General features: G+C 40.4%; 19 protein-coding genes. 6 read left to right on the top strand and 13 right to left on the bottom strand.

From position 1 onward, the window contains the following. Window positions 1-220 precede the first annotated feature (220 nt). Genes JOC49_RS10120 through JOC49_RS10110 form a run of 3 tightly spaced genes read right to left on the bottom strand, consistent with a single transcriptional unit; the run spans window position 221 to window position 3,927 of the window. Window positions 221-1,822, bottom strand: a complete 1,602-nt coding sequence (locus JOC49_RS10120) for a putative ABC transporter permease subunit (RefSeq protein ID WP_204664912.1) — start codon at window positions 1,820-1,822, stop codon at window positions 221-223. Further along, window positions 1,815-2,534 carry an ABC transporter ATP-binding protein gene (locus JOC49_RS10115; RefSeq protein ID WP_204664911.1) on the bottom strand — a complete coding sequence of 240 codons (720 nt, stop codon included), beginning with the start codon at window positions 2,532-2,534 and terminating at the stop codon, window positions 1,815-1,817. Before JOC49_RS10115 ends, JOC49_RS10120 begins: the two co-directional genes overlap by 8 nt. Window positions 2,535-2,544: 10 nt before the next feature. After that, window positions 2,545-3,927, bottom strand: coding sequence for an alpha/beta fold hydrolase (locus JOC49_RS10110; RefSeq protein ID WP_204664910.1), 1,383 nt, complete (start codon window positions 3,925-3,927; stop codon window positions 2,545-2,547). 245 nt (window positions 3,928-4,172) lie between these two features. Here JOC49_RS10110 and JOC49_RS10105 point away from each other — a divergent pair, with 245 nt between their 5' ends. From JOC49_RS10105 to JOC49_RS10095, 3 genes are read left to right on the top strand one after another with little or no spacing between them, the layout of a single operon-like run. Continuing rightward, window positions 4,173-5,141, top strand: a complete 969-nt coding sequence (locus JOC49_RS10105; RefSeq protein WP_204664909.1) for an ABC transporter ATP-binding protein — start codon at window positions 4,173-4,175, stop codon at window positions 5,139-5,141. After that, a complete protein-coding gene (locus tag JOC49_RS10100; RefSeq protein WP_204664908.1) occupies window positions 5,138-5,941 on the top strand; it encodes an ABC transporter permease in 804 nt (267 codons plus the stop codon). Before JOC49_RS10105 ends, JOC49_RS10100 begins: the two co-directional genes overlap by 4 nt. Before the next feature lies 1 nt (window position 5,942). After that, window positions 5,943-6,725, top strand: coding sequence for an ABC transporter permease (locus tag JOC49_RS10095; protein ID WP_204664907.1), 783 nt, complete (start codon window positions 5,943-5,945; stop codon window positions 6,723-6,725). 364 nt (window positions 6,726-7,089) lie between these two features. Here JOC49_RS10095 and galE read toward each other — a convergent pair whose 3' ends face one another. The 8 genes from galE to JOC49_RS10055 are packed head-to-tail and all read right to left on the bottom strand — an operon-like array spanning window position 7,090 to window position 16,965. After that, the gene (gene galE, locus JOC49_RS10090) at window positions 7,090-8,091 is read right to left on the bottom strand and encodes a UDP-glucose 4-epimerase GalE (RefSeq protein WP_204664906.1); all 1,002 of its coding nucleotides are present in this window, start codon (window positions 8,089-8,091) and stop codon (window positions 7,090-7,092) included. Further along, window positions 8,088-10,157 carry a polysaccharide pyruvyl transferase CsaB gene (csaB, locus tag JOC49_RS10085; RefSeq protein ID WP_204664905.1) on the bottom strand — a complete coding sequence of 690 codons (2,070 nt, stop codon included), beginning with the start codon at window positions 10,155-10,157 and terminating at the stop codon, window positions 8,088-8,090. The genes galE and csaB overlap by 4 nt, the downstream gene beginning before the upstream one ends. After that, window positions 10,157-10,624 (bottom strand): DUF4330 domain-containing protein, encoded by a 468-nt coding sequence (locus JOC49_RS10080; RefSeq protein ID WP_204664904.1) that lies wholly within the window; start codon window positions 10,622-10,624, stop codon window positions 10,157-10,159. Before JOC49_RS10080 ends, csaB begins: the two co-directional genes overlap by 1 nt. Continuing rightward, entirely contained in the window at window positions 10,621-11,115 is a 495-nt protein-coding gene (locus tag JOC49_RS10075) for a DUF4330 domain-containing protein (RefSeq protein WP_204664903.1), read from the bottom strand. The genes JOC49_RS10080 and JOC49_RS10075 overlap by 4 nt, the downstream gene beginning before the upstream one ends. Beyond that, window positions 11,112-12,170, bottom strand: coding sequence for a glycosyltransferase (locus tag JOC49_RS10070; RefSeq protein ID WP_204664902.1), 1,059 nt, complete (start codon window positions 12,168-12,170; stop codon window positions 11,112-11,114). The genes JOC49_RS10075 and JOC49_RS10070 overlap by 4 nt, the downstream gene beginning before the upstream one ends. Next, window positions 12,163-13,605 (bottom strand): O-antigen ligase family protein, encoded by a 1,443-nt coding sequence (locus tag JOC49_RS10065; RefSeq protein WP_204664901.1) that lies wholly within the window; start codon window positions 13,603-13,605, stop codon window positions 12,163-12,165. The genes JOC49_RS10070 and JOC49_RS10065 overlap by 8 nt, the downstream gene beginning before the upstream one ends. Before the next feature lies 1 nt (window position 13,606). Continuing rightward, entirely contained in the window at window positions 13,607-15,130 is a 1,524-nt protein-coding gene (gene murJ / locus JOC49_RS10060) for a murein biosynthesis integral membrane protein MurJ (protein ID WP_204664900.1), read from the bottom strand. Then, window positions 15,127-16,965, bottom strand: a complete 1,839-nt coding sequence (locus tag JOC49_RS10055) for an LTA synthase family protein (RefSeq protein ID WP_204664899.1) — start codon at window positions 16,963-16,965, stop codon at window positions 15,127-15,129. Before JOC49_RS10055 ends, murJ begins: the two co-directional genes overlap by 4 nt. Window positions 16,966-17,121: 156 nt before the next feature. Between JOC49_RS10055 and JOC49_RS10050 the strand changes: the two genes are divergently transcribed. Both JOC49_RS10050 and JOC49_RS10045 read left to right on the top strand, forming a co-directional pair. Further along, window positions 17,122-17,604 carry a MarR family winged helix-turn-helix transcriptional regulator gene (locus tag JOC49_RS10050; protein WP_204664898.1) on the top strand — a complete coding sequence of 161 codons (483 nt, stop codon included), beginning with the start codon at window positions 17,122-17,124 and terminating at the stop codon, window positions 17,602-17,604. Then, on the top strand, window positions 17,583-18,944 hold the full coding sequence (locus tag JOC49_RS10045; protein WP_204664897.1) for an MATE family efflux transporter: 1,362 nt from the start codon (window positions 17,583-17,585) through the stop codon (window positions 18,942-18,944). Before JOC49_RS10050 ends, JOC49_RS10045 begins: the two co-directional genes overlap by 22 nt. 10 nt (window positions 18,945-18,954) lie before the next feature. Here the strand turns inward: JOC49_RS10045 and JOC49_RS10040 are convergent, their stop codons facing one another. Continuing rightward, window positions 18,955-20,829 carry an ABC-F family ATP-binding cassette domain-containing protein gene (locus tag JOC49_RS10040; RefSeq protein WP_204664896.1) on the bottom strand — a complete coding sequence of 625 codons (1,875 nt, stop codon included), beginning with the start codon at window positions 20,827-20,829 and terminating at the stop codon, window positions 18,955-18,957. A gap of 104 nt (window positions 20,830-20,933) precedes the next feature. Here JOC49_RS10040 and JOC49_RS13290 point away from each other — a divergent pair, with 104 nt between their 5' ends. Beyond that, window positions 20,934-21,218 carry an HD domain-containing protein gene (locus JOC49_RS13290; protein ID WP_243423688.1) on the top strand — a complete coding sequence of 95 codons (285 nt, stop codon included), beginning with the start codon at window positions 20,934-20,936 and terminating at the stop codon, window positions 21,216-21,218. Window positions 21,219-21,430: 212 nt separating this feature from the next. On the opposite strand, the gene JOC49_RS10030 is transcribed toward JOC49_RS13290, so the two are convergent. Beyond that, window positions 21,431-23,722 (bottom strand): HD domain-containing phosphohydrolase, encoded by a 2,292-nt coding sequence (locus tag JOC49_RS10030; RefSeq protein WP_204664895.1) that lies wholly within the window; start codon window positions 23,720-23,722, stop codon window positions 21,431-21,433. Window positions 23,723-23,738: the final 16 nt, after the last annotated feature.

Below are 23,738 nucleotides of genomic sequence, written 5' to 3'. Positions count from 1 at the left end.
TCCTTAAACATGGCGAAGCCATACTCCACGCAGCTTTAGCTGCCCTCAACGCAACGCAGTTGCACTCAACGCAACGCTAGTCGCACTCAACGCAACGCAGTTGCCCTCAACGCAACGCAGTTGCACTCATCACAACGCAGTTGCCCTCAACGCAACGCAGTTGCACTCAACGCGACGCTAGTCGCACTCATCACAACGCATCTGCCCTCAACGCCAATCGTTAAAATTCCATTTCCAAAAATTTTTGTGTGAATTTCCCGTACATGATTTGACGGCTGATGACATACAAGCCTGCCATAATGCCACCATAAATTCCAACAATAAGCTGTGGTGACAAGTCTCCAATCAACAGGTAAACCAAGTAGAATGCACCACCCAAGAGGATTCTTGAAGCCAATGAAATCATGATGTTCATGTTGTTTTTTACGGCTGCTGTTGGATTGGTCCAGTGTATAAAAGGGCGAGATATATTGATAAAAAGATCTAATGTTGCAAGAAGTACAATGGCAACCAGTGAAACAAGAAGTGCCAGTATAATGTCCAATGGGTTTAATGGTAATATCCAGAAAGTGAGTGCAGCCAGTGCCCCTGTGGCAACAATGTTCAATATAATTGTGGTTAAAATACGTGCGCTGATATTGTCTCGCGCTGTAATGGGAAGTGCTCTCGTTTCCCAAAATGCACCACCTTCGCGGGTAATTGCAGTAGCTGATAAGGACCCCATAATGCTTGGTGATACGATAATGCCTATGAAAATGTATAATGCATAAGGCTCAAGCATAGGATTTTGTAACGTTTCTAAGTCCATTATTCCCGTAGCTGTATAGATCACAAACAAAAGAACAGGAATAAACATGGTCATAACTGTATTTAATAGGAACGTTGGGTTGTGAATAATAATTCCTAAGTGTCTTTTAATGAGCAAAGTTTTCTTGGATCTTTGGCTGTAATTTGCTTTTCCATTCTTTACAGTTTGTGTGCTTTGCTGATTGTACTTAATTAGTGCATTGCTGTAAAGCCGATTGGATGAAAACTTAAGCAGAAGAACAAACACCAGATTCATAAGGAGAAACCAAAGGGTGTTTATCAGTGACCCCCGCACCATTTTTGTGAGCCAAATACTTGGCGGAAAGCTCTGCCCAAGCATATGCATGAGTCCATCTTCTTGAGCTAAAATTGACATGAGGTTGCTTGGTTCCATTGCAGCTCTTGAAACCACCATTTGAAACCCAATAATTACGACGATAAAAAGAACATTTCCAATAATAATCATTAAATTGCGTTTGCTTTTGCCACCGACAAATCCCATAAAAGGCATGATTAGAAGCGTTGCAAAAATCATTGGAAATACAGGCAGCATTAGCATGGCAAGAAGTCCCATAATGAGGCGCATCACCATTAGACCTTCACCAAAAGCATAAAAGTAGACTGCCGGTCCGAAAATAAGGGCGGACATGCCCATTAGATACACATAAACCGTTGCCAATTTGGCAAATACAATGGTATCTTTTTTAACCGGTAGGGTGGCAATTAGGCTGAGGTCTTTGGCGTAAAAGAAAATGGAAACAATCAAAGGAATCGCCATAAAAAAGCCCATTAAAGTCCCGCCAACATAGATGTAGGTAATCACAAGTTCTGGCTTTCCAATCATTAAAAAACTGTCGTAAATCACTTTTATCATTTGAATCAAGGGCAATAGAATTACAATTGGCAGCAGAATCATCAATTTGCCCAGCCATTTATTTTTTATATTCATTTGTTGGGTGTATTTACTGAAAAAATCTTTAAGTTGAATGCGCGTCAGCGCTATGAGTTTATTCATCTTTCGTCATCTCCAGGAAAATTTCTTCTAGTGTTGCCGAACTATGGCGTTTTACATTATCAAGCGTGTCACAGGCAATAAGTTTGCCCTTGTGGATAATGGCAACACGGTCACATAAGTTTTCAACAACTTCAAGTACATGCGAGGAAAAAAGAACTGTCCCACCATTGGCACAATGCTCTCGCATTAAATCTTTAAGAATTTTATTGGAATGCGGATCAAGGCCAACATGGGGCTCATCCAAAATAAATAGTTTTGGATTTGGCAATAAGGCCCCACAAATCATAAGCTTTTGCCGCATACCATGGGAATAGGAATTCACAGTCTGGAACAAGGCGTCGTCAATTTGAAATAACTTTGTGTACCGTTCAATCCGATCTTTACGCTCAGCACTAGATACCTCATACATATCCGCTATAAAATTAAGATAGTCAATGCCCTTAATGGCGTCATAAATCTGAGATTGATCTGGGACAAACGTAAACTGTTGTTTGGCCTCTATGGCATCTGTACGGATGCTTTTTCCACCAATTGTCACATCGCCTTCAGATGGGGCGATAATCCCTGTAATCATCCTCAAAGTCGTGGTTTTTCCGGCCCCATTAGGTCCAATAAAGCCAAATATTTCACCTTGTTCAATGCTAAGGTCCAAATGATTTACAGCCACTTTTTCTTTACCAAATACTTTCGTCAATCCTTTTAATTCCAACATAGTGTTCACCTCATTTTATTTTTTCATTTATCCAGTCTGATATGTCTTGAATCACTTCAACACTCACATGTCCCGGAACTGCATACTCTTCAGGCGAAGACTTCCCTTCCCCTGGCATAAACAAATGGTTTAAATCTGGATACAAACCATACGAGGCTTGATCTCCAAGACCGGATTTCCAAAGCTCAAACTCCGACGGTGGTACTTGATAATCTCTTTCACCTTGCAAGATTAAAATGGGAATGTCCAGATCACTTGCAATTTCAGTAGGATTATAATGGATAAGGTCCATCCAATATCGGGCAGGAACGCCCAGGAGTTCTTCTGCCGAAAAATCATCTGGACTTGTGATCGCTTCAATTTTTGAAATTGCATCTGTCACCAGTTCCATCTGAGCCTCAATTGCTTTTTTAGAAGCTTCATCTGTTCCCTGAATTTCAGCTAAATAATGATATTGGTCTAGCATTAGTTTTTGAAGTGGGCTTACATTGCCACCCAGGATTACAATTCCCGCAACTGAATCACTTTGGCTTGCAATTCTAGGGGCTTGATTGCCCCCAAGAGAATGACCCAATACAACAATGCGATTCACATTAATTTGGTCAATGGTTTTTAAATACTCTACCGCATAACCTGCATCGTCTATGGTTTCATCGTAAATGGTGAAATTGTCCATCACTTCAGGATCTGTCAGCTGGCTTGCATGGGTATAAGTTCTTTTGTCGTATCTTAATACGGCAATGCCTCTTTCCACCAGCCCTTCTGCAATATCCTTAAAGGGTTTATTCTGATAAATCGTTTCATCTCGGTCATTGGGGCCTGATCCATGCACCAAAATTACAGCTGGAAAAGGGCCCTGCCCCTCAGGTAACAGAAGAGTCCCTTCAAGTTCATAGGGCGCTTTGCCAAACAAGACAGCTTTGCCATTATCATTCGATTCTGTTGCCGGTTCATTGGTAAAATCGTCAAGTGTGGTGGCTTCGTTAAAGTGAAAGCCTGCAATTTCTCCAGATTCATTAAAAACTACGTTGTAAATCAAATCTTTACTTGTATGATGGGTGCCAATTGAGACGACAATAAATCCTTGAGAATTTGACAAAAGTTCGCCAACACGTTCTTTGTAACCGCCGTATGTTGTTTCAATCTGTGCAAAAACAGATGCCATCGTGTCGGGCTTAAAAGCCGATTTCATGGTTTGATCCAGTCCCGCTTCATATGCCCCTTCAAAATCCTTTTCAATATAAAGGTCAAAAAAAGCAATACCCTTTTCAATAAACACTGAGTCCTCTATTTCAGGATCAGAGGTTTCAACAACCGGCTCTTTAACGTCATCACTTTTGCAGGCCACCAGTATCAAAACCATCATCAAAAGTACGATTCCTATTTTCTTCAAAAGGTCCCCCTCCTCTACTTAATCCATTCTACACCAGTATTTTATCTCTATAATCCTAAATTACCCTAAAGAGAATCTTAAAAATCCCTTAAACAAAAAAAGAACCCAAATTTGGATTCTTCTTCTAAAAAGTTGGGACGTGTATCACCCATATGACGGATTAAATGTCAAAAAAGTTTGTAAATCCTATTAATTTAAGTTAATATATTTAAGTAACTTTTACCCTGAATTACATAGGAGGCACAATGATTGAAATTGAAAATCTTTCAAAAGCATTTCAAGTTGCCAAGCGAAAAAAAGGGGCTTTTAGTAGCCTGTTTTCGCGTGATGTTGAAACCGTTCATGCTTTAAATGACATTTCATTCTCCATTGATCCCGGCGAAATCGTCGGATACATCGGACCCAATGGGGCTGGAAAGTCAACTACGATTAAAATTATGAGCGGTATTTTAGTGCCCTCATCCGGCAAATGTGAAATTATGGGCCATGTTCCTTGGAAGTCACGTATAAGTCATGTTCGCAATATCGGTGTCGTTTTTGGTCAAAGAACACAGCTTTGGTGGGACGTCCCGGTCTTAGATTCTTTTAACCTCTTAAAAGATATCTATAAAGTGTCTGATTCTCACTATGCCCGTTCTCTTGACCAACTCGTCACTTATCTTGACCTTAGCCATTTGCTACAAACACCTGTTAGGCAGCTCAGCCTAGGCCAGCGAATGCGGTGTGAGATTGCAGCGGCCCTAATTCATTCCCCCAAGATTCTATTTCTAGACGAACCCACAATTGGCCTCGATGCCGTTTCAAAAATTGCCGTACGTCAATTTATACAAAAAATTAATGCAGAAAATAAGGTTACTGTGGTCTTGACGACGCATGATATGAGCGATATTGAAGCATTGGCCAATCGCATTATTTTGATTGGTAAAGGGGAAAAACTCTATGACGGCAACTTAGATCACCTCAAAAACACCTATTTAAAGCATAAACGCATCACGGTTGACTTCACCGCGCCCACGACACTTTCAGAAATACCAGGCGTCACAACGCTTCAAACCAAAGGTCAGCGGAGTGTCCTTCTTGTGGACTTAAACGCTACAAATATCCCATCAGTGATGCAGGCACTGACACTTAGACCGGATATTTTGGATATATCCGTTGAAAATCAACCCATTGAAGAAATCATCGTCAATCTCTATGAGGCACATCAACTATGAAACTTTATTTTTCTCTGTTTAAAATCAGAGTATATCACGGCCTGCAATACCGTGTAGCCGCACTTGCCGGCATGGCAACTCAATTTTTTTGGGGTGCAATCTACATTATGATTTTCATGGCTTTTTATGGCGAAAACGATTCCGTCAATGGCTTCACCCTGTCTCAATTGATCTCATATGTCTGGCTTCAACAGGCATTTCTTGCATTTGTAGCCCTATGGGTTCGTGATAATGAGCTCTTTGAGATGATCCGTTCAGGCAACATAGCCTATGAACTTTGCCGGCCTGTAAACATTTATATCTTCTGGTATGCAAAACTTCTCGCTCAAAGGATTTCAAATGCTGCATTAAGATTCATGCCCATTCTTCTGGTGGCATTTCTTATTCCAGAACCTTATAAACTATCACTTCCAGTATCTCTGGATGCATTTGTACTCTTTGTAATCACACTCTTGCTTGGTGTCATTTTAAATGTGATTATTTCAATGTTTATCTATATTTCAGTTTTCGTAACCCTTTCCCCAACTGGGTCTCTTTTGCTTTTCAGTGTGGTCGGTGAATTCCTCTCGGGGCTTGTTATTCCACTCCCCTTAATGCCCGATTGGCTTAGGACTGTTGTTGAAATTCTACCCTTTAGATATGTAGCCGATTTCCCGCTGCGCATCTACTCAGGCAATATTCCCGTCGGTGAAGCAATCCTCAGTGTTGGCATGCAACTTTTCTGGATTGTTGCCCTGGGACTTTTGGGAAATTACCTGATGCAAAAGTCACTCAAACATCTCGTTGTACAAGGGGGCTAACATGAACTTATTTCTAAAATATGCCAAAGTATTTTTTAAGTCACAAATCATCTACAAAAAATCATTTATCCTCCTTTGTATTGGACAATTTTTCTTACCCTTTACGGTTTTTATTGGCCTATTCCTTCTTTTTGAAAGATTTGATGCCATTGATGGCTGGGCATTTAGTGAAGTCGCCCTTCTCTTTGGTGCCATTCACATGTCTTTTTCACTGGCAGAAATGTTGGTGCGTGGTTTTGATGCGTTTTCACAGTTAATTCGAACTGGCGATTTTGACCGTTTGTTGGTTAGGCCTGTCCCTACTGCCCTACAGGTAATGGGGTCAAAATTTGAATTTACAAGAATCGGTCGCCTGCTCCAAGGCACTGTGGTTTTAATGATTGGCCTAACAGGCATAGAGTTGCAATGGACTTTTCTAAAGGCACTTGCACTTGTCTTAATGATTGTCGGGGGGACCTTTATTATGGCCGGTCTTTTTATAATCTTTGCAACCTTATCCTTTTGGACCATCCAAGGTTTAGAACTGGCCAGCATCTTCACCGATGGCGGTAGAGAAATGTCCCAATACCCACTCACCATCTATGCCAAACCCATCCAGAAGTTTTTTACCTACGTCGTCCCCTTTGGCGTGGTCAACTACATGCCACTTATGTATATTTTAAACAAACCCCCTTACACCGCAACCGTGTACGCCTTTGTCCCCCTACTTGGCATTTTATTTATCATCCCAAGCCTACTCTTCTGGGAATTTGGCGTCAAACACTACAAATCCACCGGATCCTGATAAAAGAATGTACCTTTGGTGCATTGAGTATGGCTTCGCCATGAAGTAGCAGCGATTTAGTGATGTTAATCAAAAAACGCTTTATGAAAAGTTAGAGGTCATTAATCTCAAAACTTCATAAAGCGTTTTTCCTATACGCATCGCGACACCAGTCGCACTTAACATGACGCAGCCATAATCCACGTGCCGTTAGGCATACTCAACATGCCGTTAGGCATACTCAACATGCCGTAGGCATACTCAACATGCCGTAGGCATAATCAACATGCCGTTAGGCATACTCAACATGCCGTTAGGCATACTCAACGTGCCGTTAGGCATACTCAACATGCCGTTAGGCACATTCCACGACCTTTAGCCACAATCAACGCAACCTTAGCCGCATTTCAGCAAATCGCCATGAATCTCTAACCATGTCTTCCACAGTGTATTTGGCTTCCCAGCCTAGGTCACGAGCAGCCTTATCAGCATTGGCATAACTGGTGGCTATATCGCCTGAACGTCGAGGCGAAATCTTCTTGGGGATTTTAACGCCATTGATGCGCTCAAATGCTTCTACCAATTCAAGTACTGACGTGCCCTTTCCTGTGCCTAAATTGTAAATTCGCGTGCCCTTCTGACTCTTTTCGAGCGCTTTTACATGACCGTCTGCCAAATCAACAACATGGATATAATCTCTAACCCCGGTCCCATCTATTGTATCGTAATCGTCGCCAAATACATTTAAAATTGGAAGCTCGCCGATGGCAACTTTTGTAATATAGGGCATCAGATTGTTGGGAATACCATTTGGATTTTCACCAATCAAACCACTTTCATGAGCACCAATCGGGTTGAAATAACGTAACAAAGTCACGGAAAAATTTGGATTCGCCTTAGCCGTATCTGTTAAAATCCGTTCACTCATGGCTTTGGTTTCGCCATAAGGATTGGTTGTTTCTAAAAGAGGCAAAGATTCATCATAAGGAATTTTATTGTCACCATAAACGGTTGCTGATGAAGAGAACACAAACCGGTTAACACCATGCTCCAAGCAAAGTTTTGTAAGCACCATGGTACTAACGAGATTGTTGTGATAATACATTAAGGGCTTTTCTACGGATTCTCCAACTGCTTTATAGCCAGCAAAATGAATGACACCATCGAAAGTATACTCAGAAAATAAGTTGCGCATGGCCAATTCATCGGTCACATCCATTTTAAAAAAAGCCACTTCTGATTCTGTTATTTTTTCAATTGCATCAACAACTTCACGGTTGCTATTTGACAGATTATCAACGACCACAACGCTGTGTCCAGCTTTCAAAAGCGCCACACATGTGTGTGATCCAATGTAACCTGCCCCACCTGTTACTAGAATTCTCATTTTTGCCTCCTAACTTGTCTGGTAATCTTATCTCTCAAGTGTATCTCCAAATCTGATTGCGCGTGTAAAGCCTTCATTTGAAATTGACGCATCTCCGATTTTAGGGATTCTCTTTGTGATTCTAATAGGTCTATTGCTTGAATCAACTGTTCTGCTGTCACTTCAGCAAAGTTCTCCAGATATGGCATGCCTACTTGCTTGCAAAAGGCTTTTACCTTTGGGTCATAGGACAAACCTAAAAACGGAACTTGGTAGTTTGCACATAAAATTAGTGCATGGAGTCGCATACCAATGGCCAAAAAAGCATCTGCTACTTCCTGCTCTAAAGCGTCAAGATTACTGTGGATTACAGGTTCCCCTAGTTCTTTTAACACCAGATCGTCATTGCCTTTTTGCATGCCCAAGAACACAATTTCGTATCCTTTTGACTTTAACATCGGTAATGCTTCTTTAAAAGCATTTTGTAGATAGATTACTTCTGGCCACTGCCGTAAATTCACCACTATTTTTCGAGTTGTGGTTACTGGCCCCGCCTCAGGATCAGATTTTAGGGCAAGGTCTGCGCCCAAAATGGTATTGGCTTTTGAATCGCCATCAATCCAATTATAAGAAGCCTCATCTCTTAAATGGACAAGTGAAACCGCTTCAAGGGTTTTTTTTACACAATTCGACTGAATTTTTCCATGGATTGGCCCAATACCATTTCCAAGTAACAATACCCGTTTATGCGTTAGAAGGCCAAATCGAATTAATGTTAAATAATAAAAGAGACTTCTGTTAGATGTAACATTTTGAAGCATACTGCCACCGCCACCAACAATATAATCTGCTTTTAATATTTCTTTTGCTATTGAAAAAAATTTATTGCGGCTAATGCCTCTAACACCGTGCATCTGTTCTGTTTGGTCTACACGATAAGAAAGGGCTGAAATATTTTCTTTTCGAATATAGGGTGTCAAATGGTTTAATGTCTCTTTAAGCAGAAGTTCATCGCCAAGATTGCTTGACCCATAATACCCAATAACAAAAGCCCTATCGGGTTTTGAATAGACCGAAATATAGTCATCTGTCATTCGCTTAACAGAATAATAGTCGATGATGTAACTGCGTTGCCAATTAAAAGTTTCAGGGGGTATACCAACAATGGTTTGGATGTCTTTTTTCAAATCAGATGCGCGCAAAGGTCTTTCAACCCTGGCTGTAAAGTTGGTTTTTTCTGCAAGTGGCAATTTATCTTGCGTCAAAATACCCATATACCCATATTCACCCCCTAGAATTACTGGTAAGGTCATGCTCATCGCTTCAAGTGCTGCCCTACTTATGCCTACAAACAAGTCGCCTTGGTTTAGGACTTCTGGAACCGTCTCTATGGCGCCAGTAAAGGTGACGTTTTTGCAAGCTTTCGCCTTTATTTTTAGGTCTTCAAGTGCACTGCCACCGCCCACGATTACCACTTCTAATGGGAGGTCTGGGGCAATCTCTATTAGGGCATCCGCCATTTTTCTTGTATTATGCTCCAGTCTGCTCACATGCACCAACCGGCGATAGGGGTATTGGCTATTGGACACATAGAATTTATCTGGATTTATGCCATTTAGGGTTCGATGAATATTGCCTTTTATGGTATAGTGTGCCTTTAGGTAATCTTCCACATCTTCACTTACCACGAACAGTTCTTCTCCCCATTGGGTCAACCTTTTCAAGATAAAATTGACCTTAAAATTTCCATGGACTGTTGTCATCATTTTAAACTTGTGAATGCGTTTCATAAGACTCACATAGAGTGCTGGGATCCTCGCATGGGCGTGGATTATATCCGGTTTAAACCTTCTAATTTCACGGTGTAGACCAAGAAGGGACTGAATCACAGATGCTGGGTTCTTAGTGTGCAGAGGAATCGTCAGTAACCGAACGCCTGCTTCTTCCAGTTCGCGCGCATAGACCCCTCCATTTGAGGCGACCACTACTTCATAGCCTTGTTTAACCAAAGCTTTAGAAAGTTCTACAACATGTGTTTCGGCACCACCAATATCCAGCCCCATTAAGCACTGCATAATTTTCTTCATTAAAACTCAATCCCCTCAATACGTCCAGACGTAATCACTTTTTTGGTGTAGATTTTAGTTTCGGAATTTACCTTGATTTCCGTTATACCCTCTGCAAAATACCCAGTTTCACGTTCACTTAGATGAGCGTCTAAAGTCAGCATAACTGTATATTTATCTGGCACAGTTGCCCGAATCAATTGACCATCTGATGTCTCAACCACTTCTTCATAAGGCAAAATTTCGATTTTATCAATGACGCCAATAGCGCTGTTGGTTTCATCTGAAAGGACAGCTTCACCCACTGTCAAGTGTGAGGCCGTATAAGTTCTTACATTCTCTATGCGAATGGTCACTTGAGCAGGTCGCGTTTCTACAGCAGTAATTACGTCATCCGTACCCATTCCAAACACCTTAATGCCAACAACACTTACAGCTGCTAGAATAAATAAGATTAAAACGATGTCAAATTTTTTTAATTTCTTCATTGTCCAATCTCCTCCAATCCAATGACATACCCCATCGTTGCAAACCCTTTACCTTTGATGGGAATCATGGCGCCGACTTTAACATCTTCTTGTGTCACATAATAATGATGGGCATTTTGTGTTGCATTTGCCTCGATAACCAGAGTCACAACGTATTCATCCGGTACAATTGCTTTCTTAAACGTCCCATTCTCACGGTCTTTTACCTCAATTTCTCGAGGGGCACTTTCAAACGCTATAAGTGTTCCAACCTCATGATTTCGGCTAGAGTTAAAGAGTTTCATGCCTTCTTCAAGTTGATTGGCAAAGTTTTCTGTAACGGGGGATGTCTCATAGGTGTATCGAATTCTGATTTCTTCAGCTTCAGCGGTTTCTGTTGGGGATAAAAATGAATAGCCTACAAGGCTAACTGCCACTAATAAAATTAAAATAAGCACATCAATAATACTAATTTTTCCAAATACTTTTCCCTGTCGGTCTATAACTTTCATAGGCCCTCCCTATAGAATTGATCCATTTCTTTCATCATGGTCTCTAAATTAAAATTTGAATGTACACGGGCATTTCCCTTAAGTCCCATGGACTTCATTAAGTTTTCACTTTCCATTAGTGTCTTTAACCGTTTTGCAAACGTGTCTACGTCAAATGGGGGTACCAGGAAGCCTGTGACATCTGGTTGAATGACTTCCCGTATGCTTGGAAGGTCAAAAGCCACAACAGGTCGTCCGGTATTCATCGCTTCAAGTACTGAAAAAGGAAGCGCTTCCGATTCTGATGTATTGACAACGATGTCTGCCATTTGATAGATTGCGTCAATGGCATCCACATGGCCTGTCATTTCAATGGGCAAGTTATTGTCCTGAATCGCACGTCCAATATCTGATTCAAGAGATCCAGCCCCTACAAAATAAACTTTAAAGGGGATGTTGGCATCGCTTTTCAGTCTTTTAACAACTTCTAACATATAATGATGGCCTTTAATGCGTTCTAACCTACCTACAAGAACAATCCGTCTATACGTACACGGCTCAAACTCAAGAGGCGATTTCGGTAAAATACTGTTGTGAATCCGCACAATATGTTCTGCCTTAATGCCTTCCTCTAAAAGATTGCGTTTAACTTCCTCAGAGACGGCAATGACATCTGCTCTGAGCAATTTATTAACACAGTGCTTTATCAACCGTTTTACGCCACTAGACGGCTGGCTCAGTGTATGTTTGGTGTAAATAATCCGGCGGACACCATAAAGTTGTGCTGCGATTCGACCAGATAAGGCCCCATGCGCATGTATAATTTCAGGGCTTTCTCGTTTAATAAGCCTGTACGTCTCAATGATTCCTCGAAGACTAAAAGACCTATCCGCTATGCCGTCAATTTCAAAAATTTGATCCGTAGAAACACGGCTTTTCAATTGGCTGCCTTTGGGAACCACCAACTGGCACTGATATCTCGTCTGAGGCAAGTTGTCTAAAATAGTTTTGACATATTGGCCTGCCCCGCCAAAATTTGTATCCGAAATTATATGCATGAGTTTAATTCTAGACATCTGTATGTTCCTCCCTAGCTGCATAAGCAGAGATAACGCCAATTGTCATCATTAAAATATAAACAAACAAAATGTCGTAATTGTGAAATATGTGGTCTACCATTCCTTGAACCGTACAGCCAACAACACCTGCAAAGGCAGCAAAAGCATAATAAGCGTAGACACTCTTCTTTTTTTGAACAGAAAAAATAGCCCTTGCCCATGTAAAAAAGTAAAAAATATAAGCCAATATACCCACTAAACCAAGCTCAATCATAAGCATTAATAAGGTATTGTGTGCATGGAATGATTTAGCTGCTGAATAGGCATATGCTTTATAAAGCACTTTAAAATTCCCAAGTCCTGTCCCTTGGATAAAATAATCCTCAAGCATGTCAAAAGAGGCACGGTAAATAGATACGCGATAGGACATAGATGTGTCGCCACCCTCAAAAATACTCATGATTCTTCCAATTATAGCCTCAGGAACAAAATAAGGGCTTAAGAGAATACCAACTCCAATAAGGGGTAAATATTTTCGATCTTTAAACAGGACAATTAAAATGAGTGCAATGCCCAAACTCATCATTGACCCCCGTGATAAGGTTAAAACAACATTTAAGCCCCCCAATAAGAAAGCACCTGCAAAAAACAGTTTCATCCATTTGTTTTCGTGTCGGTTAATCCCTGCAAACATTAAAGGGAGTACCAATACCAGAAACTCACCATAAACGTTTGGATTTCCAAACACACTGTACACACGTACGCCAAGTTCTTGAACGTCTTCATCAAGCCAAGCAGGATCAACTGGTACCCCCACACTCTTCTGATAGACGCCATAAACCCCTAATAAAATTACCATAATGCCAATAATGACCATCACTTCACGAACAAACTGCCTGTCTCTGAATGTGCCCAAAATCATAGCTGAGAATGCAAATGTGCTCATATAGATCAGCCAGATCACAAGTCCATCACTTGAAACTGGATTGAAAAGCAAACTCACTGCCATAGTTGCCACAACAATTCCCATGGCAACAGAGATAAGTGGCATTTGGGGTTGATTGGTATCTGTGAGTCGATACAAAATCAAGAGCCCCACAATCCCAATAGATATTACAACACCTATCAAGGTTGGCAATAGAACATAACTAAAGATTTGGACATAAACGAACAGTTTGAGGACTGTTTTGTTTAAAACCAACTTTAAAATCCAACTGGCTTTAAGCCACTCTGATAAACCTGACCCGTTAATTTTTCGAGTTAGTTTTTTGGCATAACTTCCATTAAAGTCTTCTACCATGCCCTCATGCCCAGTAAAAAACTGCCTAAACCAACTTGCTTCAAACCAAAGCTGAAGGTGTTTTTCCAAATTCACGAAAAAGGCATGTGTTGCACTGTCCTGATACGCTTTATAAAAATTTAATAGCCATCCAATTACAATTCCATAGTTCATATCAATACGACTCCATTTGAAGCGAGGGAATCCCCACTTTTAATATTTTTAAAAGTCCAACATGGCAAGCAAAGTATGCTAACGTTATCCCGCCCATTATAACCACCGTTTTTAAAGTACCATACTGTAAGGTGGGCAAAATTCTACTGAGTCCATAAAACAAGACTGTATCTACAAAAAGGATGCTGAGGAATCGTTTTATAAATTCTACCCAATTTGCAATTAATCCTCTCCGGATGCTGATTGCCAGCATAATACCTGAAGAAAAAACCATAGATAAGGTTGCACCAAGTGCCAACCCTTCAAGCCCCATTAACCGTCCAAGTCCAATACTAAGGGGCAAGTTCAAACCTATACCAACAAGGGTAATCCAAAGGGGTAATCGGCTATTGCCCATGGCAAAATACACACGGTTTAAAATTTCTTTGAACCCGAGTCCCATCAAACCCCAGATAAACACGCCCAAAATACGTCCCGCCCTTACAGTTGCAGTTCTATCAAAAAGCCCTCTTTCAAAGAGAACGCGTATCATTTCTTCGCTAAATAGAACTGTAATGAAAACCACTGGAAGGCCAAAGTAAATAAAGAGTTCCAAACTTTTTTCTATAACATGGCCAAAGCCTTTTTTATTCTTCTGCGAAAAGGTTTTCGATAATTTAGGGAATACATAATTTGTTATGGTGTATACCAAAACGCCTGAAATGATAATATACACACGGTTGGCGTATTCCATAAGGGCAACACCACCTGAGTAATAACTGGCTAAGATGGATATAATCATTGCACTTGCAGGCTGTGCCCATGTTGAAAATAGAACAGGGCCCGTCATCCGAATGGTGTCACGCATATCTGATGACCTTAGATTCAGTTGGGGTTTATAAATGTAACCTTCCCTAGCCATCATCGGCATCTGAACCACAGCTTGAACCCCCCAGCCTATTGTGAACGCAACGGCCAAACCCACCAAACCAAAATTAGAATTAAGTGTCATCAAATAGACAATGACTACTGCATTTGAAAAAATACTAATTGCAGATGACATAACATAGTGCCCATAGGACTGCATGAGCCCTACAAATGTAAAGGTAATGGTGGCGAAAATCACAACTGGCGCCATATAACGCGTCAGTTCTGCGGCTAATTTAGAAGCTTCCACCCCTAGACCTGGGCCAAAAATAGATACCAAAGGTTCCGGTAGGATCAAAAGAACGAAAGCAACTGCGCCAGACAGAATTAGAGCAAATGTTAAAAAATGATTGGCATACTGAAATGCCTCTTTTTCACTTTTTTGATGGATGGTTCGATTGAAAATGGGAATAAACGTAGATACCACCGCAGCACTTAAGGCAAAATCAAAAAAGTTATTCGGAATCCTTGAGGCAATAAAAAAGGCATCGGCTTCATACGTTATTCCATAATCGCCAGCAATTAACATGTCCCTAACCATACCCAGCATTTTACTTAACAGGGTTGTCAAAATCATTGCCATTAAGACGATATAGTCTTTGTTTTCTTTTTTCATCATTCTCTTACCTGTTCCAGGAACTCTGGATTCTTAAATAGATTTTTCTTTAAAATTAAATCAGATACTTTTAGGCTATTCTTAGCGGATTCTATTTTAAGTGCCCACTCAGGGGTTATTTCAAGGGGCTCATAAGTAAATCGATTGTAAAGCATGTTGGAATTGTTCTGATAATAGGCCTCTTCAAAGAAGATCGATCCATCTCTTTTTACAGCATGCCCCGGCCCTTCTTTTAGCAAAGACGTGCCAAGTGTAAAGCTCGGATCGAGGTCCACAAGATCGCAAACTGTTGCAAATAAATCAACTTGTCCACCTATTTTTGTCTGAACCCCTTTAAGTTCAGTTCCTGGGGCATAAATCCATAAAGGGATTTTCTGAATAGATTCCCATGCGACTATGTGATCTTCTAAACTTAACAGATTGGAAAGCAGTGCCTTTTGATCTGTATATAATCCCGAATGGTCCCCATAAACCACTACAATGGTGTCTTCAAGATAACCTTCTGCTCCGAGACGGGCAAACACCTCTTCAAGCTGCCCATCTACATACCGCATACTTTTTAGATAATCTCCCACTTGTGTGTTTTCATAGGCACCTGTATCGGGTGCCATCCCTCTAAAGGCATCATAAGGGTGATGGCTGGAAAGCGTGACCATGAAACTGTAAAATGGTGTCTTTGATAGGGAATAATCCAAGCCCTGTCTAAAAAAAGAAGCGTCACTAATGGCCCATCCCAGAATTTCATCAATTGTTAAATCCTCTTTACTTATAAAATCATCAAATCCAAGCGTATTATAGACAACTTCTCGATTCCAAAAACTTGCTTGATACCCATGAAAGCCATAGCGCCCATACCCACGTTCCGAAAGAAGTTTGGGCAAGGACTCATAGATATTGCCCGCATGCAAATAATTTACAGCACCAACTGGGGCGGGGTAAAGGCCAACATTGGTCATAAATTCTGCATCTGATGTATTGCCACCTGCAACTTGATGGTATATATTTTCAAAATAAAGGGCATCATTTTTGAGTTGATTCAAAAATGGCGTCACCTGTTCGCCTTCAATTTCAAGGTCTACAACGAACTCTTGCATGGCTTCAACTTGTATAATAAGAAGATTTGGTGTCCCAGTCACATGAATGCCTGAATCGACTTTGTTGCCTTTTTCTTGTAAGTAGGTGTCTATGAGTTTCACATCAGAATCTGCTAAATCTAAGTCTACAAACCATCTATTTTTTGCAAAATCAACGGCATCATACCCATGAAAATAAAAAACACCAAGATCCTTTGCGATATTCTTTCGCTCATAAGCGTGATGGGTACGGTCAATCTCAATCGCTGCATAAGAAAAATAACCCACAGAGGCAATTATAAGGGCAAACGCGCCAAGTGTTTCAATCAGCTTTCGCTTCTGAATCAGAACCTTCCTGAAAAACCAGGCATACCCAATCATAAATGGATACGGAAGGATGAAAATTAAATCTTTCAGCAATAAAAGTGATTTTGTGCTGTCTGCAACATCATCAACAAATCCAACTTGGTAAAGGATTGGTAAGGTCAATGGAATCCCATAATATCTGCCGTATAGGGCATCGGCAAAAAAAACAAGGGTTACAATCAAATCTGTTGCAATGAGACTGTAAACCGCCCGCTTTTGAAACACAAGTATGTTCAGAGCAATTAATATGAGTGCACTAGGCACCAAAAAGCTGAAAATTTTATCGCTCATCAGGCCAATTGTGACATGGATATAAGCTGCTTTTACAACTAAGGATGACAGCATACCGACTAAAAAAACAAATTTTATAACAAAATTATAATACTGGGTATTTTTCATAGTTATTCTCCGTGAAATTCTGATTTATAAACGTTTCGAGTCTATTTTAACATTCTCTATGCAAACATTCTATCATTATTTTTTTAGTTGACAACACAACTATATCGTTTTAAAATAGTTGTATCAGCAACTATTAGGGACACGAAAGGAATTAAAATGGGATTATCAAATGGATTTAAACTCAGCCGAGACATCTCTATTATCTTTAGGCATGGAAAAGCCTATATTGATGGTGAAATGGCCCAGTATGCCATTGGCAGTGGTCAATATGGTTTTTTATATTACCTTTATGGTCACAATGGCGCAACACAAGATGAAATCAGTCGCGGCCTCGACATGGATAAGGCCACAACTGCACGTGCGATACAAAAACTCGAAGACAACGGCTTTGTCGATAGGGTCCGAAATGAAAAAGACCATCGGGTAAATAACGTCTACCTAACTGAAAAAAGCAGCCGACTTAAAAACGACTTATTTGCCATTGCCCGCAGATGGGATGCCATTTTACTTGAGACTTTTACGGATGTAGAAAAAGAATGCCTTCAAAAGCTCATGTTCAAACTTTCTACAAATGCCAAAGCTCTAAAAACTAACAGCCATCATAAGGAGGACACAAAATGTCACACAACGAACGCTTAAGAACTGAAAGCGTCGGCAAATTACTGCTTCAATTTTCAATCCCTGCAATTGTGGGAATGATGGTGCAAGCGCTCTATAACATTGTCGATAGAATCTATATCGGCATGCTCGGCCCAATGCCAATGACCGGTATTGGACTGTCAATGCCCTTAATGATTCTTTTAATGGGGTTCAGTATGCTGGTTGGCATCGGATCTGCTTCAAGGATCTCAATACGATTGGGTGAGGACAATGAGGCTGAAGCCGAACACATTCTCGGAAATGCTTTTGTTATGCTCATTTTAATTATGGGGGCTGTTTCAATACTTGGCTTGATTTTTAAAACACCCCTCTTATATCTTTTTGGGGCCAGTGATGCCACATTTGGCTATGCCAACGATTATTTAACAATCATTTTAATTGGGGGAATCTTTCAAGGTCTCGGATTTGGTCTGAACAACGCCATCAGAGCAGAAGGCAATCCTCGAATGGCTATGTACACAATGTTGATTGGCGCAATTAGCAACATTATCCTTGACCCAATTTTTATCTTTGTTTTTGATATGGGAATTCAAGGGGCTGCGCTGGCAACAATTATATCTCAACTTTTAAATACAATCTGGGTTATACGCTACTTTAAAAGCGGTAGAAGTCGTCTCTCTTTAAAAATTGAGAACATGAAACTGGATCCAAGGATTATGATCAGCATCGTGACAATTGGAATGTCACCTTTTTTCATGCAAGTAGCTGCCAGTGTTGTAACCACCATATCCAATAATGCACTGGCAACCTATGGTGGTGATATTGCCATTAGTGCTATGACGGTAATCAATTCCTTGGCCATGTTCTTTCTCATGCCAATTTTTGGAATTAATCAAGGGTCACAACCCATTATTGGCTTCAATTATGGGGCGAAAGAATACAAACGCGTAAAAAAAGCGCTAACACTTGCTATTTTAGCGGCAACAAGCATCGCGGTTTTGGGTTTTATACTGACTCAGTTTTTCACGGTTCAAATGATAAAACTTTTTAACTCTGACCCTGAATTAATTGATGTTGCAACTGTGGGCATGCGTACATTCTTAAAAATGCTTCCAATAATCGGTTTCCAAATTGTGAGTTCCAACTATTTTCAAGCTGTTGGTAAAGCACAAAAGTCTATGTTCATGGCCCTTTTAAGACAAGTCTTACTTTTAATTCCTTTATTCCTCATTCTCCCGAAATTCTTTGGCTTGATGGGGGTTTGGTATGCAGGCCCAACTGCCGACTTTATAGCATCCCTTGTGACGGGTACTTTTCTCTTTATAGAGTTACGTCATCTGGACAGTTCGCATAATCTTAAAGCGTCACAAAGTGTTTAAACGTGTGGGGCTAATTTGCCCCACCCATTTCTTCATGAATTTCACTTAAATAAACCCATCTATTCATTAACGATTCCAACTGATCTTCCAGTTGGTTTTTTTCTTTGATTAAACCATCTAATCGGACATAGTCCGTGGCTGTTTTTTGAATTTCACTTTCTAACTGTGAAATGGCTTGTTCTGTTTCGGCAATTTTGCCATCAATTTCTTGCCATTCTTTTTGCTCTGAAAATGTGAATTTGACCTTTTCTGATTTTGGTTTGTTGCGCCCTCCGCTTGGGCTTGGTTCTTTAGCTGGCGCTTTCGCTTGTTGGTTTAAAGTTTCAAAGTAGGCATAATTTCCAGTATGCTCAACGATTTGCTTAGGGCCTTCAAACACCAACAACTTGTCCACCAATTTATCCAAAAGATATCGGTCATGAGACACAATAATTACCGCGCCTGGAAACCCTTCCAAGTATGCTTCAAGAACAGTTAACGTGGTAATGTCTAAATCATTTGTCGGCTCATCCAAAACCAAAATATTTGGGGCCTCCATAAGTACCCTTAATAGCTGAAGGCGTCTTCTTTCACCACCAGATAATTTTTCTATGGGCATCCATTGTAGCGTTTTGTCAAATAGAAATCGCTCCATCATTTGTGCTGCTGTTAGTTGAGTGCCATCTAAAACTTTTACGACCTCTCCACCCTCCTGAATGTACTCAATTGCCCGTTGACTTAAGTCCATATCAGGTGATTCCTGTGTAAAGTATCCAATTCTAACCGTCGTACCCATTTCAACACTGCCCTGATCGGGCTTATTTTTACCTGTCAATAGATTTATAAGGGTAGATTTTCCAATTCCATTTGGTCCCAGTATGCCCAATCGTTCATCTCGAAGTACTGTAAATGAAAAGTCCTCAATGATCGACTCATTGCCATAAGCCTTGTATATGTGTTTGGCTTCAATGGTCTTTCTTCCAAGACGCGTGCCGGCTAAAGCTATTGTCAACGCCTCTTTGCCATCAGTTTCCAAACTGCCTTCAAGGGATTCAAAACGGTCTATTCGGGCTTTTTGCTTTGTTGATCTTGCCCTTGCACCCCGTCTAATCCATGCCAACTCTCTGCGATAAAGATTCTGTTTTTTGATTTCTTCAGATGCAACAAGCGCCATCCGCTCTTGCTTTTTTTCAAGGTAATAACCATAGTTGCCAGGATAACTATAGAGTTTCCCTTGGTCTATTTCCAAAATACGATTCACCACACGTTCAAGAAAATACCGGTCATGGGTAATCATTATTAGAGCCCCTTTGCGTTGTTTTAAATACATCTCCAGCCACAAAATGGTTTCAGCATCTAAATGATTTGTCGGTTCATCCAATATTAGAAGTTGTGACGGTGTGATCAGGGCTGATGCCAAAGCTACTCGCTTTCTATTCCCACCAGATAGGGTGCCAACTTTTTGATCAAAATTGTCAATGCCAAGTTGTGTCAAAACACTTTTCGCTTCATGCTCCAAAGACCAGGCATTGTTTGCATCCATCTCTTGTGTTAGTTTCACCATAAGTTCACTGGGCGTCTCTGGATCCATTACTGCCTTTTCATAAGCCGCAACCCGCTTTAAATTCGGAGAAGTGCCTTTAAAAACAGCTTCTAAAACAGTTAACTCTGGATCATAAGTCACCACTTGGGGTAAATATTCCACATGCACAGCATTTCCTTTTATCACTTTTCCAGTGTCTGGTGTTTCAAGACCGGCTAATAGTTTAATTAATGTTGACTTACCAGTTCCATTCACACCAATAATGCCTATTTTATCTGTGTCTTCAATGCCAAAAGTCACATGGTCTATTAAAATACGTTCTGTATAAGCCTTGCTTAAATTTTCTACGGATAGTATATTCATTTATATCAACCTTTCTAAAGAATCTTAAATGATTATATCACATTTCCAAATAATGGGGTATATACAGACTATAGGATTAAATCCAATATTTAGAGGTGATTCGTATGGACATAACTTCCTATTTAGCACTTGTTGAAGATATACTTACACATGAAGCTGTGCTGAGCATGAGCGCATACATCCAACACAGGGACCTAAGTTGTCTCGAACATTCTATTTACGTGTCTTTCACCAGTTATTGCTTGGCTTATAAACTCAAGATGGACTCAAGACAAATTGCAAGAGCGGCACTCCTCCATGATTTTTTTCTTTATGACTGGCATGTGGGAAGACCAACCCGCCAAATGCACGGATTTGCCCACCCGAAACTGGCCCTTTATAATGCTTAAACGCATTTTAACTTGACTGAGGTGGAAAAAGACATTATTTTAAAACACATGTGGCCCCTTACTTTTAAGCCCCCTGCATATAAGGAATCTCTACTCGTCAATGCTGTTGACAAATACTGTAGTACGCTGGAAATTATTAGCCCTAATCATTGCCACAAAATCAAAACCCTAACAAAAAAACTATTGACCCAGATCGAACTGGACCAATAGTTTTATGTGTTTGGAATAATTTTTGTCAAAAACCAATCTGCAAGTCTTGGATCGAATTGTTTGCCACTTTGTGCCTTAATCTCAGCTTTCGCTTCCTCTATTGTCATCTTACGTTTATAAGGCCTTTCATTGGTCATTGCATCGTAACTGTCTACAATGGCGAGTAGTCTTGATCTAAAAGGAATCGCTTCACCCGCAAGCCCCATCGGGTAACCCTTTCCATCATATCGTTCATGGTGATGCAAGACAACTTCGGCTTCTTCTGCCAAATCATTGACAGAACTTAAAATTCGATAGCCAATTTCAGAATGTTTCTGAATGTCTTCCCTTTCAGATTGTGTTAATGGGCCTGCCTTGTTAAGAATTTCATCCTTAATTGCAATTTTGCCGATATCATGCAATAAGGCAATGGTTTTAATTTCTTCAATCTCATGGTTTGGCAAATCGAGAGATTTTGCAAATGCCTTGCAAAGTCGCGCCACATTTTCTGCGTGTTTCTTTTCAATGTCATTTTTTGCATATATGGTTTCTATGATTTTATCTATGGTCTTGCCCCGCATTGTTGGGCCTTCCACCAATTTTTTACTGTACATTAAATCTTCTGCTTCATTAAAAATTTCATCTATGCTTTGAGAACTCTTTTCTTTCACAGCCCAACCAAAAGAAACTGAAATATCAATAGAATTGACATTCACTGTTTTAGAGATAGCTTTAACTCTGTCAATTAGGACTTCTGCATGTGCGCTTGGCATATTGGGCACCAAAATTACGAACTCATCACCACCAATTCGAGATATAATCTCATCTTCTCTACAAGCTTCCTTCAATACATCTGCCACTTTAATCAGGAGCTCATCTCCAACTGTGTGACCAAAAGAATCATTAATTAGCTTGAGTCCATTTACATCCGCCATAATTAGGCACAATGGGTAGTTTCGCTCTACATCTAACCGCTTTAGTTCTTCTACAAAGAAACGCCTGTTGTAAAGTCCTGTCAACTGGTCATGATAGCTTAAATATTCAACATAGTCACGCCGCTCCTTATCTGCTGTAATATTTCGAGCAATGGCAACGACTTCATCGCCTCTTGATTTTACAAGTCGCATTTCATAATAAAATGGCTTTCCATGATGCTGAATTTCATACTCAAGCGTCTGAACACTTCCAGACCCCAGCGCTAGTTTTATGGCCCGCATACACTGACTTGAATATTTATCTGATAAGAGCACATTGATTTTTTTACCCACCAAATGATCCTCTGGATAATATACCTCATGGGCATCGCTGTTTTTCACATCGATGAATTCTCCTTCCCCATTTATGGTAAATACAATGTCTGGGAGCGCATTGATAATCGCTCGACTTTTGTTTTCACTTTGTATTAGCGTTTGATTCAGCTGATTAACGGCTTTTGTTTTGCGGTTTACAAGAATTCGCATAAAAATATTGTTGATTATGAGAAGTCCAAAAAGACCGATTATGCCTAGAATTACCCACTTATAGCGTTCATAAAAGTATACGATCCCCTTTGCTTCATAGACGCCTAGCCACTTGGTATGAATCACCTCGTATTCTCCAGTGGCCTTTATCAGCCTTAGGCCACCATCGATGGCAAGCCGCATTTCTTCATTGCCTTCTTTTACAGCCATAGCATAGTTGTGGGCAATAAAGCCAAGATTTTGAGCTTTAACGGTCTCATAGCCCAGTTCACTTGCCACATACAGCCCCGGAATTTTAAGGAGTCCTGCGTATTTTACTTCACCTTCTATGAGCAAGTCCAGGGCTTCTTTGACTGTGGGGACTGAAATAAGTTCAAATGCATACCCCGTTGATTGTAGGTATTCTTCCACAACATCGCCCTTTTGAACAGCTATACGCGCACCAGATAAACTTTCCAAAGAATCAATTTGAACACCTGACAAGGTGAAAATATCTCCTGAAAGCACACTATGGGTATTGGTGAAATCATACAGTTCTGCCCGGTCATCTGTATAGAACATGCCCGTTATAATGTCAATTTCCCCTGATTCCAACATAGACCTAACCTTATGCCACTCATCAAGTCGAATCTCATAGTCATATCCCAAGGCCTCAGAGATTGCTTTTGCAAGCTCTACATTGTAGCCTGCAGGTTGGCCATTGGCATCTATATAACTAAATGGTGGGTAATTCAGGTCATCTCCAAAAATAAGTTTTACTGGCGCTTCTTCTGCATAAACAATTGACTGGCTCATCACTATGAAACAGAATAGGTAAAGGATAATGTTTTTTTTAAGGTAAATTATTTTATACATAAGCAGCCTCCACTGT

It is taken from the genome of Fusibacter tunisiensis (genome assembly GCF_016908355.1).
Classification (GTDB): domain Bacteria; phylum Bacillota; class Clostridia; order Peptostreptococcales; family Acidaminobacteraceae; genus Fusibacter_D; species Fusibacter_D tunisiensis.
Note: the sequence above shows the minus strand (reverse complement) of the source record. Positions and strands in the feature narration are given on the sequence as shown.

Excerpts from the sequence above, each read along its gene's own strand:
- JOC49_RS10070 (WP_204664902.1), bottom strand. The coding sequence starts at position 12,170 with ATGTCTAGAATTAAACTCATGCATATAATTTCGGATACAAATTTTGGC.
- JOC49_RS10050 (WP_204664898.1), top strand. The coding sequence starts at position 17,122 with ATGGGATTATCAAATGGATTTAAACTCAGCCGAGACATCTCTATTATC.
- JOC49_RS10095 (WP_204664907.1), top strand. The coding sequence starts at position 5,943 with ATGAACTTATTTCTAAAATATGCCAAAGTATTTTTTAAGTCACAAATC.
- JOC49_RS10030 (WP_204664895.1), bottom strand. The coding sequence starts at position 23,722 with ATGTATAAAATAATTTACCTTAAAAAAAACATTATCCTTTACCTATTC.
- JOC49_RS10120 (WP_204664912.1), bottom strand. The coding sequence starts at position 1,822 with ATGAATAAACTCATAGCGCTGACGCGCATTCAACTTAAAGATTTTTTC.
- JOC49_RS10080 (WP_204664904.1), bottom strand. The coding sequence starts at position 10,624 with ATGAAGAAATTAAAAAAATTTGACATCGTTTTAATCTTATTTATTCTA.
- murJ (WP_204664900.1), bottom strand. The coding sequence starts at position 15,130 with ATGATGAAAAAAGAAAACAAAGACTATATCGTCTTAATGGCAATGATT.
- JOC49_RS10045 (WP_204664897.1), top strand. The coding sequence starts at position 17,583 with ATGTCACACAACGAACGCTTAAGAACTGAAAGCGTCGGCAAATTACTG.
- galE (WP_204664906.1), bottom strand. The coding sequence starts at position 8,091 with ATGAGAATTCTAGTAACAGGTGGGGCAGGTTACATTGGATCACACACA.
- JOC49_RS13290 (WP_243423688.1), top strand. The coding sequence starts at position 20,934 with ATGGACATAACTTCCTATTTAGCACTTGTTGAAGATATACTTACACAT.
- JOC49_RS10100 (WP_204664908.1), top strand. The coding sequence starts at position 5,138 with ATGAAACTTTATTTTTCTCTGTTTAAAATCAGAGTATATCACGGCCTG.
- JOC49_RS10075 (WP_204664903.1), bottom strand. The coding sequence starts at position 11,115 with ATGAAAGTTATAGACCGACAGGGAAAAGTATTTGGAAAAATTAGTATT.
- csaB (WP_204664905.1), bottom strand. The coding sequence starts at position 10,157 with ATGAAGAAAATTATGCAGTGCTTAATGGGGCTGGATATTGGTGGTGCC.
- JOC49_RS10115 (WP_204664911.1), bottom strand. The coding sequence starts at position 2,534 with ATGTTGGAATTAAAAGGATTGACGAAAGTATTTGGTAAAGAAAAAGTG.
- JOC49_RS10065 (WP_204664901.1), bottom strand. The coding sequence starts at position 13,605 with ATGAACTATGGAATTGTAATTGGATGGCTATTAAATTTTTATAAAGCG.
- JOC49_RS10055 (WP_204664899.1), bottom strand. The coding sequence starts at position 16,965 with ATGAAAAATACCCAGTATTATAATTTTGTTATAAAATTTGTTTTTTTA.
- JOC49_RS10105 (WP_204664909.1), top strand. The coding sequence starts at position 4,173 with ATGATTGAAATTGAAAATCTTTCAAAAGCATTTCAAGTTGCCAAGCGA.
- JOC49_RS10040 (WP_204664896.1), bottom strand. The coding sequence starts at position 20,829 with ATGAATATACTATCCGTAGAAAATTTAAGCAAGGCTTATACAGAACGT.